At 56.5% G+C, this 13,936-nt stretch carries 9 protein-coding genes; all 9 read right to left on the bottom strand.

Annotation, left to right across the window (positions count from 1 at the left end; translation table 11 throughout):
• Positions 1-138 precede the first annotated feature (138 nt).
• A complete protein-coding gene (locus BMY54_RS24490) occupies positions 139-1,239 on the bottom strand; it encodes a DUF6708 domain-containing protein (RefSeq protein ID WP_093439091.1) in 1,101 nt (366 codons plus the stop codon).
• Complete coding sequence (locus BMY54_RS24485; RefSeq protein ID WP_093439088.1) at positions 1,239-4,601, bottom strand: toxin VasX; 3,363 nt, start codon at positions 4,599-4,601, stop codon at positions 1,239-1,241. Before BMY54_RS24485 ends, BMY54_RS24490 begins: the two co-directional genes overlap by 1 nt.
• Entirely contained in the window at positions 4,598-5,497 is a 900-nt protein-coding gene (locus tag BMY54_RS24480; RefSeq protein WP_093439084.1) for a DUF4123 domain-containing protein, read from the bottom strand. The genes BMY54_RS24485 and BMY54_RS24480 overlap by 4 nt, the downstream gene beginning before the upstream one ends.
• On the bottom strand, positions 5,490-7,532 hold the full coding sequence (tssI, locus tag BMY54_RS24475; RefSeq protein ID WP_093439079.1) for a type VI secretion system Vgr family protein: 2,043 nt from the start codon (positions 7,530-7,532) through the stop codon (positions 5,490-5,492). The genes BMY54_RS24480 and tssI overlap by 8 nt, the downstream gene beginning before the upstream one ends.
• 130 nt (positions 7,533-7,662) lie before the next feature.
• Entirely contained in the window at positions 7,663-8,178 is a 516-nt protein-coding gene (locus BMY54_RS24470; protein ID WP_007919523.1) for an Hcp family type VI secretion system effector, read from the bottom strand.
• Positions 8,179-8,609: 431 nt separating this feature from the next.
• Positions 8,610-9,989 carry a 2-oxoadipate dioxygenase/decarboxylase HglS gene (locus BMY54_RS24465; protein ID WP_093439076.1) on the bottom strand — a complete coding sequence of 460 codons (1,380 nt, stop codon included), beginning with the start codon at positions 9,987-9,989 and terminating at the stop codon, positions 8,610-8,612.
• Positions 9,990-10,077: 88 nt separating this feature from the next.
• Positions 10,078-11,298: a glycolate oxidase subunit GlcF gene (gene glcF, locus BMY54_RS24460; RefSeq protein ID WP_093439072.1), complete on the bottom strand. Its 1,221-nt coding sequence runs from the start codon at positions 11,296-11,298 to the stop codon at positions 10,078-10,080.
• Between the two features lie 2 nt (positions 11,299-11,300).
• On the bottom strand, positions 11,301-12,350 hold the full coding sequence (glcE, locus tag BMY54_RS24455) for a glycolate oxidase subunit GlcE (protein WP_093439069.1): 1,050 nt from the start codon (positions 12,348-12,350) through the stop codon (positions 11,301-11,303).
• Positions 12,350-13,849, bottom strand: coding sequence for a glycolate oxidase subunit GlcD (glcD, locus tag BMY54_RS24450; protein ID WP_093439064.1), 1,500 nt, complete (start codon positions 13,847-13,849; stop codon positions 12,350-12,352). The genes glcE and glcD overlap by 1 nt, the downstream gene beginning before the upstream one ends.
• Positions 13,850-13,936: the final 87 nt, after the last annotated feature.

The raw sequence follows: 13,936 nt of genomic DNA, 5'->3' as shown, positions 1-13,936 counted from the left end.
AAGGCTTCGTCGAGTTATAAAAGCAATAATTTCTGATGTGTGTTATTTTTCAATTAAGAAAAATCGGTCTCATTATGTGCCAATTCTTTTTAGAGTAAATCGGCAGACTTTCACGCAACTACAAACGTTACGATTTTTTTATCCATTGGATTTTTTACCAACTGATTGGCTTTCGTTTAGGTTTGCCTTGAAGTACGTCATAAAATCCTGTCCTTGAGCAAAGGCTTTTTCGATTTTCGCGCTTTGCTCTTTAAGCGCCGGGCTTGGCTTGCCCCATTGTTCAGGCGGAAGAGGTTTAGACCACTCAGCAATGGATTCAGGTAGAGATTTCATGCTGAAACGATGGTCCCATTCTGCTACCCAATACGGAAAACGCCACCAAGTGATCAAATGTGCCAGGTACCACCAACCAACTCCTAAAGCGGAACGTTCGTTGTGCTGGTATTCCTCGTACATGTCTTGTCGTTTTTTATCAAAGGTGTGGCGACCCTCGTAGGGTGCCTTGCCTGGGCAGAACTCTGGACCTTTTTCCATATAGATCCGTATGGCTTCCCACTTACTCAAGGCATGGGCAGGAGTCATCACGCCTTGTCTCACAAAATGCACTACGTCAGCTCTGGAATCGTCGAACGCCATACCAAATGTATAGGCGCTTGTTACGCCCACTCCAGTAACACCTGTACTGATTGAAAGCCAAGATACTATCTCTTCCCATGGTTGAATGACGGGGAGGTCAGAACCTTCGGGAAAGAAACAGACTTCACGGCGTTGGCGGTTGAATCTAATTGGACGGGTGCGCGACTTCGCTCTGGTAGTGCTCAAGATAACGTAAATACCCAAGAGCGCAGCTATTCCTCCACCCCAGATACTAAAGGTCACACCGAAATCGAACATGCCTGTTGTTCTGTCCCAAAAGGACTCGGAAAATGGGGATCCCCAGGTAGTAGATCCTGCAAGCAAAGGCAGAATAATCAGGCATGAAAAAATAAACATCATCCCGAGCCCAATCATTGCCCTCGCTTGGAAAGCCTTGCCGAAATTACTACTGCCTACGTCGAGGAATGTGTCATTTACCTCAACAAAGCTTCCGCCCAAATCCATGGGGACGTTGCCCGTTGGTATCGGAAGCGGGGAGAAGAATAATGCCTCACCTGTCGCGAACTTACGTTTCTCACCAGCCACGGGCCGTATTTTTTCGAGATTTAGATCGTCGCTGGATTGCTCATTTATTGAAGACATTAGGTTTGCCCGGCTTGTTTTGATGATTCGAGCACAGTTAGCGTGTCGGTGGTCACAATGAATGCTTGAGCAGTTGTATTTCGTGCGCTGAGAAACCCGGTTGTTGAAAATTCCTTCCCGCTTCCAACGTTAAGTGTCTTGGTTTCAAACATTATTTCTTGAAGTTTTTGGTCTCCGGGGAGTGGATGGTATCGCAACTTTATGGCAAGACCGTGCTGAGCGTTAGCCTCATGCGCAAAAATTTCTAACCCCAATTGGAGTGGCGCGTCTGGTGGACTCAGTAAATTGAGTTGATATAGCAAAGGTTCAGTCCAAGGCTCCCAGTCATTGCGCTGGAGATTGCTTGACCAATACGCGGTAAGGCCAAATCCAACATCATCCAGCTCTCGAATTGTTATATTTGGAATGCTAATCACTGCAGTAGGCCTGTTATTTATTTGTCTTAGACCGACCTGAGGGGTTGAAGTGATCTCTGCCAATTGCATGCGATCTTCTTGGAATCCGCGATTTTGGTTCTTCTTTCCCCACGCGCCCTGCTGAAGCCAGTTATCAAGCTTCGTTTTATTGTTTCGGTTGTAAATCCACTCGCCACCTAGCTGCAACACCGTCAAGCCTAACCCTATTAGGTTGGCTCTCGCAGCAACGCTCAGAAGTTTGCCTCCAGCTGTAACCCAAGCGACAGCTCTTGCTTGACTAACATTTGAAGCCGCCTCAAACATATATTGCCCTGTTCGTGCAACTGCCCAACCGTTAACGACGAACTGTCCAGAGTCGCCCGCGATTGTCATGCTGGCACCAGCCAGCTTTGCACTATCTCCCGACCTCAAGGCTTCAGTCCAACGAGCGACAGAGCCTTTTTCCCCGTACAGACTTGTGGCTGCCGCCGCCATACCGAACCCGTAAGCAGCTAGTCCCAGCCCCCCGGTGAGCTTTCCAATGCGCGCGGCTAGCTGGACTTTGCCGGCAGCACTTGAATAGTTGTTTTTGACTACGTTTAGAGTGGTGGCAGATATCCCCTGTGCAGCCGCAAAGCCTCCTCCGCTTGCAGAGAAGAACGCATTGCCAAATGCAACGTAATCGGTTTTATCCCAGCTGGGTTTTCTTCTTAACTCTGAATAAACAGTGACAAAGCTAATTAATTGTACGACAAATACAGCGGATGCGAAGATGTCGCCTCCCGCAGATTGAAAGATGTCTTTTCCTAGTCCCCTTACCTTATCGCCTGTGTTTAAGCGATGATCTTCGGCCATTCGGTGGACTTCAGCTTCTTGGGCGCTGGTTAGTCCTTTTATTTTTATACTTGCTTTACTCGGGCCTTCGCCAACAGCAATCATCGCAGGCGCGATTCTTTTCTCTAACGGGGCGACGGATTGCTGAACAGATTTACGCTGTGCAACCAATGATCGATAGCTCCCCTTGGGGGCCCGACCTTTTCGCTCGTTAGCCAATGTCTCTCTGATCCTGTTTTTCAACGAGGACATCTGCTGGCGGAGTTCGGTGAGTTTCGCCATGTCAGCTTCGAACGCATGAAGCTGGCTTGCAGAAGCAAACTCAAGAGTAATTCCTTTTTTGCCAAATGTTCTTAGTACGTCGATCCATGCTGAGCCGGGAATGTTTCGTAGAATTTTAGATGGGTCTATTGCCCGGCCGTTGCGTAGTCCTTCTATAGCTTCTTCTAGAGCATTCGCCAAGCGGAGTTGTTTGGCAGGTTCATAAGCAGTGTTTCGTGCTTGATCGAAAGTTATACCATCGTTGCTTAGATTGATTGATGCCGCGAGATCCTGGGTCAGGAGCGTGACAAAATCTCGACTAATTTTTTGCAGTCCTTGGAAGTCCTTCGCTGAAAGGGGTATATCCCGAGCCGATTTTATTAATGAGCCGATTTTTGCAAACAGGTCCTTCTGATCGGTCAAACTTGCAGTAAAGAAGGTTGGAACTGTAAAGCCCGGCTCTTTTTCTATTAGGTCTGCAATCGCTTCGGTAGCCTTGTCGGTGCGGCATATATCTTTCATGCACGCGTATTCAGTAGCAAGAGCCGATTCAAGTTGGGTTACTAGTTTTGGGTCAAAATACCAAGCAGATTTATAGAAGCGTTTTTCACATACTAATTTTGCTCGATCTTCAGTTATCAGATCCAAACGCTTGTTCCAACGGCTTAATTGTGCTCGCTGTTGTTTAAGGAAGGCTTCCATAGCCGGTCGGTCAATCAGGTCGTTAATGCCTTCTTGTCCCATTTTTGCGCCATTGAGCGCTTCATCCGCGTTGTCTTCGATGGTCTCGATCAGGTCTTCGTACTTGGAATACAAAGGTCCAAGATTCGTACGCATCCGCGACTTTGAGGCTGCAATAGCCCCACGATGCGTACCAGCGCCTGAATACTGGGTTTGATTTTTAACGTTGACATAGTCGACGATCGATTGCCGCTGCTCTTCGCTTGTTTCGTCCTTGAGTTTGGCAAAACGAGGGTCGCCTTGGGCGGCATTCAGAATGGTTTCGCCTGTTACGGTGTACAACGATTCGATGTAGCAACCAAACACATACTTCTTTTGATTGGCCTCAGCGTCGCTCCAGTCGCTGATCCAGCCAGTGACCAAGTCCTGATGCTCAGCGAGATCGCGTAACACGCCCAGGTCATCCTGTAAGACCAAGTACAGATGGTCACGCTCATGTTCTGCCTTGACTTGCTTTTTGAGCGTGCCTAACTGAGTTTTCTTGAAGTGCGACGCTTGCTCCCAGAGATAGTCCTGACTTTCCTCAGGTTTGGCACCCGTAACAGGCGGCTCTTTACTCGGCTGCTCCGCAATCTCCGCAATCCACTTTTCCGCCTGACCTGGAGTCAGTAGATTAGCTGCGCCTTTCTCAGGGTCTGCATTGGTGAGATCGACCTTCTGCATGAAATACTCACGTTCAGACTTGTGCTTGATGACCTGCGCGCATTTTGCGGCGGTCCATTGCACCTCGGAGTAATTGACGTAGAGTTTGCTCAAACGCGGGAATACCAACACGGCTTCGCCCACGTTGCTTTCGCGTTTGTTGGCGGTGATTTCGCCCTTTTCCCAAAGCAGTTGGGTCACGATGCCGTTCTGGATTCGGTATTCGTGCATGACGGCTTGAGGTTTTTTGTCAACGATGACGTAGAGCCAGCCGTCACGCATCAATCGAATGCCTAGTGGGCGGGAAGTGGTTTTGTACGGGATGGTCAGCGCGCTTGACGGGTCGAGTCGTTCAACGAGGCCGTAACGTAGTGGGATGAGCTGGATTTTTGCCTTCATCAACGAGCAGCCGCCCATGGCACACTTGCCGTCATCCCGGCTTTTTGCAACGTTGTTCGGGCTTTTGCCGGTCGATGTTGGCGTTGTCATCCTTGGATCCTGTTCAGGGTTGCAGCCCGTTCCTGGGCAATATCAGCGACCCTTTCGAGTCGTTGCGCGGGCGTTTGTTCCGACGGGGTTTTGAGTATGGCGTCGAGGTCTGGATGTTCTTCCAGTGCTTGCTCGCCAAGGAACCCGTGAATGTTGGCGTAGAGGGTGATATCGAGTTCGGTGTTGAAGCCGCGATCATAGGAGGTGGAAGCCAACGCATGCAGGTGTTCCCAGCGTTGCTGTGGGGTCGACTGTGCCTGATAGCTTGGAAAATACTCTTGCATGTGTGCATCGAGACGCATCACAACATTGCGAAAGTTCACCTCATCCAGTTGACTGAGTTGTGCTTCGCTCAATCGATAGCGCTTGCTGTGGTCGGGCTCGGGAGCGTTGCCCGGCCTATTGTTTATGTACCAGCAATCCAGTGCTGCATCGGCAGTAACGATTTGTTTGCACGGGCCGAATAGGGTCGGATCCTTGATGGTTTCTGCGTGAGCGAGCAGTGCGTGGGTTACGGCCGGGTCCGCGATTCGCAATAACACTTCCTCACCGAGTGGGTGCATGACGCTGGTGAGCCAGCGAAAGTGTGCGACCAGTTGATCCCATGATTGATCGCTAAACACCAAGTGCCCCCATTCCTGACGCGATGCGTTCAGGAACCGGGTCAGGACCGGATTGTTCTGTGCTTTTATTTGCACGAGGCATGGGGAGATATCGCCCAGCTCTGCCCAGCGAGTCCCAAGATAAAGCGGCTCGAACTCGGGGTTTTCCGTCCACTGATACAGGTGCTGCGGAAGCTTCTCAACGCTGACACCATCAAGCAGTAAACCTACCGTGCCATTCCATGGAAGGCCTTGGGGGAGGCCGTTTTCCAATGGAAATTCCGACTTAAGCATTCTGTGCCTCCAATTTGGCTTTCTCGCACACCGCACAAATCGGCTTCTTCTGCATCAACGCTTGCCGCTGCGCCGGCACCAGCAACTGCCCAGCCTTATCGGTATCCGCCTGCTTCAACGGCCCCGGCAACAACGGCGCCGCCCCCGTGCCGCTCCCCGGGCTACCACCGGAGTTCATATTGATCACCGGCCCACTCATCGTCACGCCACCAGCATCAATCTTGATGAAGCTGCCGCCGCCGATGAGGGTCAGCTCCGCACCGGCTTCCATCACCACTTTCATGCCGCTGCTGAGGTGGATTTCTTGCCCGGCGTCGATGAACTGACCGGTGCCGATCTTGATGTGCTGATTGACGCCGACGGTGAGGTGGTCGTTGGCGCGGGTTTCGACTTTGCGGTCGGCGTAGACGGTGTGGTGTTCTTCGGCTTTGAATTCGCTGTAGCTGTTTTGCTCGACCGTGTCGTGGCGTTCGTTGCCGACGCGGATTTTCTGGTCGTGTTCGACGTTTTCGTCCCAGTCACGCTGGGCGTGCAGGTATATCTGCTCCTGACCTTTTTTGTCTTCGACGCGCAGTTCGTTGTAGCCGCCACCGCCCATGGAACTGAGGGTCTTGAAGGTGCTGCGGGTCTTGTTCGCCGGCAGTGGATAGGGGACGGTGTTTTCCTTGTGGTACAGGCAGCCGCTGATCAACGGTTGATCGGGGTCGCCTTCAAGGAAGGTGACCAGCACTTCCATGCCGATGCGTGGGATGGCGATGCCGCCGTACTGGGCGCCGGCCCAGGCGCTGGAGACGCGCAGCCAGCAGCTGGTTTTGTCGTCGGCTTCGCCTTCGCGGTCCCAGTGGAACTGGACTTTGACGCGGCCGTATTCGTCGCAGTGGATCTCTTCACCTTTCGGGCCAGTGACCACGGCGCTCTGGCTGCCGAGGATGCGCGGTTTCGGGTGGCGCAGGGGCGGGCGGTTCGGCACGTCCCACGGCGTGGCCTGGAAGCGGTTGCGATAGCCCTGATGGAAATCGTCTTTGAGTGCAGTGGTGTCGCTGGTTACCGACTCTTCGAGAACTTGCGGCTGCTTGCCTTCGTGGAGGACTTCGGTCAGTAACCAGAGGTCGTTCCATTTGGCTTTCGGGTGCGCGGTCAGGGCGAGGAAGTGGCCGCTGACCAGCAACGGCTGATCGCTCTTGCCTTCGGCGAGCTGGAAGTCGCTGCGATGGCGTTCGAGGGCGCGTTTGGCCAGGTGTTTGCCGCGCTCGCGGTCGATGAAACGACCCGGATAATCGTAGTCCTCAAGGTCGGGCAGGGCGTCGCCACGGTTTTCGCTTTCGAGGGTGAGGCGCGGTTTTTCGAAGTCGTAATCGCGGCGGGTGGTGCGGCTGGTGCGGGTTTCCAGGCGCAGGTCGAAACGCTTGATCACCGGGTCGCTGGCGACCATGCCGGAGTCTTGCTGATAGGCCACAGGCTTGAGTTTCGGGAACACCGTCTGGTCATCGCCGAATACCAGTTTGTGCGCCGTCGCCGTGTGCTCGAAGTGGTAATGAATACCTTCTTCCTCGCACAGGCGCTGGATGAAATGCAGGTCCGATTCATCGTATTGCACGCAGTAGATGCGCTCGGGATAGATCGAACCGGTCTTGAATTCGTAGGCGTTGCTTTGAATGCCGTGCTCTTCGAGGACCATGCCGATGATTTTCGGCACGTTGAGGTTCTGGAAGATGCGCTGATTGACGCGGTGCGCCAGGTAGGACAATTGCGGGCGCAGGGTCACTGAGTAACGGGTCAGGCGTTTGCCCGAATCACCTTGCGCGGCGCGGTAGATCTGGCCGTGGATGCCGCTGCCGTCAGGCGACAGTTGCAGGAAGGCCGGTTTGTGCAGCAGGGTTTCGAGGTCCAGCGACGGCTGCTCACTGACCAGCTCCACCTCGAACACAAAAGGCTGGCTGATGGCTTCGCGGCCTTGCAGGGTGAATACCTGAAAGTCAGCGGAAAGACCTTCGATGGTCAGGGCAAAGTGAGTTTCATTGGCCGGCGCGAACATCCCTTGTTCCTCGTGCTGTACAGCGGCGTGAGTCGACGACCGCAAAACGGCTCAACTTACGCGAAATTCTGGAGGGCGAAAACAACATCGACCAGCAGAGCTGGCCGATGCTTGTAACGATCAGCCGTAATTAAACGACTGGAGCACGCCAGTCATCGGAACCCGAAGTACCGGATACTTCGTGGGTCCAGGTGATTTTACGGTAGGTGAACTGCACTTCTTCCAGGTGGGTGAAGTGCGAGTTGCCTGGATCCTGGCAGTTGTGCATTTTGTTGTTGATGGCGACGATGATCGCGTCTTCCAGTTTGGTGGTGTAGTAGTGCTCTTGGGTACCTTGAGCAGAAGTACGGAACCACTGGATAACGATTTCGCTCATGCGCTCGCCGGAGGTCAGAGCGGCTTGCAGCAGTGGCGAAGCCTTGTCGTAGACCTTGGTGATCACAACTGGCTTGTGAACGCGCTGACCGGTTGGCTGACCGGATTGTGGGTCACGCGGGATGATCACGTCGTGGCTGAAAGCCTGAACCATAACCTGGTCTTCGTGGCCTTCCTGGTAGGTGTTGCCTACGGAGTCAGCGGTGAAAGCGCCTGCAGTGATCAGGCCTTGTTTTTCGCCGGTAACCGACATGTACGCTGGTGTTGCCATGGGGTGCTCTCCTTGCGGAATAATTTAAGGTGCCCGGGAGGCGAAATCGCCCGGTGGGTGCCTGACTGTTATCAAGGAGCGTGCCAACAATTGTGCCGGCCATACGGGCCGGGGTGTTTGTCTGATTTTTCAGGCGCTTGTGCGAAATAAAGCGCTCGCCCAATGCAAAAGTGCGCAAGAAGTTGCGCAGTACTGCGCAACTTCTTGCGCACTTGGCTGCAGGCCTTGTACGACGTGGCTCTCAGCGGTTTTAGCGGTCTGTTTTGCAAAACAAGTGCGCAACTTCTTGCGCACAATGGCCAGATGCCTTCATTTGGCTGAAGCGGCTGCTTAAAAACTTTCAAATCAAAAGATCGCAGCCTGCGGCAGCTCCTACAGGGGAAATGCATTCCAAATGTAGGAGTTGCCGAAGTCTGCGATCTTTTGATTTTTCAACGCGCAAGTTGTGTCAGACACTCATCAATGGAACGCTGCTGCGTCGCCGCATACAACCCCAACTCATCAATGGTCGCGCGCCCCAGCGCCTGCTCGAAGGCCTGCCGATTGGAATGCTCGCCATAATGCGCCTGCGCCGCATCGCCAAGGTTCGACTGAAAAATCCCCGCTGCGCTCACCGGCAGGAAATCTTCGTACACCAACGGTTCCGCTTTCACATAGCCATCGCGCAACAAGTCCTCCAGAGACGACTGCCCAAGCCCTCCAGCAGCCAGTCCTTTTTCCGTAGCGAAATAGCGAAAGTACGCCAGCTCTTGTTCACGCATACCCTCGACACTGTCAGGAAATTCGCCAAAGTGCTGAGCCATCAGCGCGTTGTAGCGTGCGGCGTTGGCTTCGTTGGGGAAGTCGCCGAGTTCATCGCGTGCGGCATTCAACAAGCGGTCGTACAGGGCCCGGCCTTTGGGCGTGAGTGCCGCGCCGCGCTGTTCGATCTCGCCGAAACGCGCGCTGTGGCTGCTACGGGTCTGGTTCTGATCGGTGAAGGCGATCGGCTCGTCCAGCGCCTTGAAACTGGTCTGGCGCAAGAGGATCGGGCACTGCCGGCGCGGCGGGCCTTCGATGACGGCTTTCGGGGTGATGCCATGGGCCGGCATTTGTTCCTGCACGCTGTCGATGTCCAGCGTGCGCGGCGTCAGGTGATTGATGTGCGGTCCTTTGAACGCCACCACATCGGCGATCAAACGGTGTTGGGCGCTCAAAGTTTGATATTGCGCAGCGGTAACCGTAGCGCTGTGATGCCAGCGAAAAGTTTCCAGCGCCTGCAGGACGAATGCCTCGGCCTCGCTTTCATTCAAACCACCTGCGGTTTCAGCTTGCGCGATCAGGCGTAATGCTTCAGAGGTAAAGATCGAACGCTGGGCCAGTACTGATTCGGCGAAGGCACGCAGTTGCGCATCCTCAATCAACTCCAGGCGCAACAACGACGTGAACACCCGAAACGGGCTGACTTGCAGCGCCTCTTCATGCACCGCGCGAAACGCCGTGGAATGCACTGGCACGCCCGCCGGAGTCAGGTCGTAATAGCCCACCGGTTGCATGCCCATCACCGCAAACAGGCGGGCAAGGGTGGCCAACTCCGTGGCAGTGCCCACGCGGATCGCGCCGTGACGCTCCATGTCCAGCCGCCCGATTTCACCGGTGCTGTCGAGCTGCCGGGCGATGTCTGGCTGACGGGCCAGCACCTCGCGGTTGGTTCGCTCCACCAGCTCCATCAGCGCGCCGTACAGCGGCACTTCTTCGCGGTACATGTCGGACATCGCTTTGGAGAAGCGTTGGCGGATCAGGTCGGGGCTGACGAACGGCTGTACGGTCATGAAAAAAATTCCTGCCACGGTCACGGAATGGATGAGGGAAAAGATCGCAGCCTTCTCGCACGCGGGCAAACGAAGAATCCTACGAACTTCATTCTGCCAACGACTGATCCACCAGTTCGATCCAGTGCATCACGCGCGTGCGCCCGGCGCTGCCCAGATGGCTCTGACAGCCGACGTTGGAGGTAACGATCAGCTCAGGGCGGCCACTCTCCAGAGCGTTGAGGCGGTTGTCGCGCAGTTGCCGCGCCAGCAGCGGTTGCGTCAGCGAATACGTGCCTGCCGAACCGCAGCACAAATGGCCGTCGGGCACGGCAGTGAGGTTGAAACCGAGGCGTGTCAGCACGGCTTCCACCGCGCCGCCCAGTTTCAATGCGTGCTGCAACGTGCATGGGCAATGCACGGCAATCCGCCGTTCAGTGGCGGCGCAGATCTGTTCGAGCGGTTCCTGTGCGAGTACCTGCACCAGATCCAGCGTCCGCTCGCTGATTTCCCGTGCCTTGGCCGCATACACCGGATCGTCTGCCAGCAAATGCCCGTAATCCTTGATGAATGCGCCGCAACCGCTGGCGGCCTGCACAATCGCTTCGGCGCCGTTTTGCAGGTGCGGCCACCAGGCATCGATGTTCTGCCGCGCGCGGTCGAGGCCTTTGGCTTGCGCGTCGAGGTGATAGTCCAGCGCGCCGCAACACCCGGCCTCGGCCACCGGGGTGACACTGATGCCCAAGCGATCCAGCACCCGCGCCGTGGCGTCATTGGTATTTGGCGATAACCCCGGCTGTACGCAGCCTTCAAGCAACAACACCTGCCGGGCATGGCGCGGGGCGGGGCGCAAACCGGAAAACGGCAGATGCTGCGGCAGTTTGCTTTCCAGCAAGCGCGGCAGCAGCGGGCGAAACGTCGTGCCCACCCGCAACAAACCTTTGAACAATCCCGGATTCGGCGCCAATGCGCGCAACCCTTCGCGCAATAGGCGTTGCGCCGCCGGACGCGGCACCGCGTGATCGACCACCGCGCGGCCGATGTCGAGCAGGTTGTGATAGTCGACGCCGGACGGGCAGGTGGTTTCGCAGTTACGGCACGACAGGCAGCGATCCAGATGCAGTTGTGTCTGCGCCGTCGCGGGTGCGCCTTCGAGCACTTGCTTGATCAGGTAGATGCGCCCGCGCGGGCCATCGAGTTCATCACCGAGCAATTGATAGGTCGGACAGGTCGCGTTGCAAAAACCACAGTGCACGCAGGTGCGCAGAATCTTTTCTGCCTCGGCGGCGCGGGGCAGTTGTCGCGATTGTTCGCTGAGGGTGGTTTGCATGGCTAGAACTCCGCGTACATGCGCCCGGGGTTGAACAGCCCCTGCGGGTCGAGTTGCGCCTTGAGTTGTTGGTGATAGCGCAGCAGTGTCCAGGCCAGCGGCTGGAACGGTGAAATGCTGGCGCCGTGGGTAAAGCAGGTGGCCTGGCCGCCGAGTTCCTGAGCGAGGATATGAATGTGCTCAACGTCGGATTTTAGCCAGCGTTGCGCGCCGGCCCAGTCGATCAGTTGCTCGCCGGGCAGATCCAGTGGCCCGAGATTGTTCGGCAACGACAAGCGCCACAGCGGCAAACCTTCGTTGAAAAACGCAAGACGCTGCTCATTCAGATCCCGCCAGAACCCTGAATCCAACGGCTCACCCCCGAGGCGTTGATGCGCCGCCGTCACCGAACCTTCGCCGCCCTCAAGCCGCAAATACAGGCTCTGGCCATCGTGGCACGCGGCGCTGATCGGCAACGGTTGCTGACCCCATTCGGCAAGCTTCGCCAGCGCCCGCGCGCATTCCATGTCGAGGCGAATGCTCAGGCACTGGCGCGGTTTCGGCAGGACTTTCAGCGACACTTCGGTGAGCACGCCGAGGCAGCCGTAACTGCCGGCCATCAACCGCGACAGGTCATAACCGGCGACGTTCTTCATCACTTCGCCGCCGAAACGCAGGTGCTGACCGAGGCCGGTGATGACTCGGGTGCCGAGGACGAAGTCGCGCACTGAGCCAGACCACGGCCGTCGTGGCCCGGACAACCCCGTGGCGATCATGCCGCCGACGGTGGCGCCTTCACCGAATGCCGGCGGCTCGCACGGCAACATTTGTCCAACAGCGTCCAGCGCCGCGAGGAGTTCGGACAACGGCGTGCCGGCGCGCGCGGTGATCACCAGTTCGGTCGGTTCATAACGGACGATGCCGCAGTGGGCGCGGGTATCGAGCACTTCACCGGCTACTTCGCGGCCGAGAAAGGCTTTGCTGTTGCCGCCCTGAATCTTCAACGGAGTGGCGTTGGCCCGCGCTTCGTTGACCTGATCAAGCAAGGCGCCGGCGGCATCGACGTCAGCCATTAGAAACGCTCCAGTTCGGGGAACGGCAATTGCCCGGCATGAATATGCATGGCACCGAATTCGGCGCAGCGGTGCAGGGTCGGAATGTTCTTGCCGGGATTGAGTAGGCCTTTAGGGTCGAACGCGGCTTTTACGGCGTGAAACAGACTCAACTCATCGTTGTTGAACTGCGCGCACATCTGGTTGATTTTTTCGCGGCCGACGCCGTGTTCGCCAGTGATGCTGCCGCCGACCTGCACGCACAGTTCGAGGATCTTGCCGCCCAAGGCTTCGGCGCGGTGCAGTTCGCCGGGTTGATTGGCGTCGAACAGAATCAGCGGGTGCATGTTGCCATCACCGGCATGGAAAACGTTGGCCACGCGCAATCCGTATTCTTCGCTGAGGCGGGCGATGCCTTGCAAAACCCCGGGCAATTCGCGGCGCGGGATGGTGCCGTCCATGCAGTAATAGTCCGGTGACAAACGACCGATGGCCGGAAAGGCATTTTTGCGCCCGGCCCAGAAACGCACGCGCTCGGCTTCGTCGCGGGCCTGACGCACTTCGGTGGCGCCGGCCGCGGTCATGACCTCGCGCACCCGTTGGCAATCGTCGTGGACATCGGCTTCGACACCATCGAGTTCGCACAGCAGAATCGCCTCGGCGTCGACCGGGTAACCGGCGTGGATGAAATCTTCGGCGGCGCGAATGGCGAGGTTGTCCATCATCTCCAGACCGCCGGGAATAATCCCCGCCGCGATGATTTCGGCGACCGCGCGGCCAGCCTTTTCCACGGAATCGAAACTGGCCAGCAGGACTTTCGCGACCTGCGGTTTGGGCAGCAGTTTGACCGTGACTTCGGTGATGATCCCCAGCAAACCTTCGGAGCCGGTGAACAGCGCGAGCAAATCGAAACCCGCTGAATCGAGGGCGTCCGAACCGAGGGTCAGGCGTTCGCCTTCGATGGTCAGCACTTCGATTTTCAGCAGGTTGTGCACGGTCAAACCGTACTTGAGGCAATGCACACCGCCGGCATTTTCGGCGACGTTGCCGCCGATCGAACAGGCGATCTGCGAGGATGGATCCGGCGCGTAATACAGGCCGAAGGGCGCGGCGGCCTGGGAGATCGCCAGATTGCGCACCCCCGGCTGAACCCGCGCGGTGCGCGCGGCCGGGTCGATGTGCAGGATGTTGTTGAAGCGCGCCATCACCAACAGCAGGCCCTGCTCCAGCGGCAAGGCGCCGCCGGACAACCCGGTGCCGGCACCACGGGCAACCACCGGGACGTTTTTTTCATGGCAGAGTTTGAGCAGGATTTGCACTTGCTCAAGTCGTCGGGGCAGGGCGACCAGCATCGGTGTGGTGCGGTAGGCGGAGAGGCCATCGCATTCGTAGGGTTTGAGTTCTTCTTCACGCCACAAAATGTCGAGGTCAGGCACGGCGTGTTGCAAGGCCTTGAGCAGGTCAGCCTTGTTCACCTGCGGCAACCGGCCGTCGAGGCGTTCGTCATAAAGAATGTTCATCTCAAGCCCTTACCCTTGATCGTTCCCACGCTCTGCGTGGGAATGCAGCCCGTGACGCTCCGCGTCACTGGACGCGGAGCGTGGGAA

This window comes from Pseudomonas sp. ok266 (genome assembly GCF_900110195.1).
GTDB classification, from domain to species: Bacteria; Pseudomonadota; Gammaproteobacteria; order Pseudomonadales; family Pseudomonadaceae; genus Aquipseudomonas; species Aquipseudomonas neuropathica.
The sequence above is the reverse complement of the archived record's forward strand: the minus strand, read 5'-3'. Positions and strand labels throughout refer to the sequence as shown.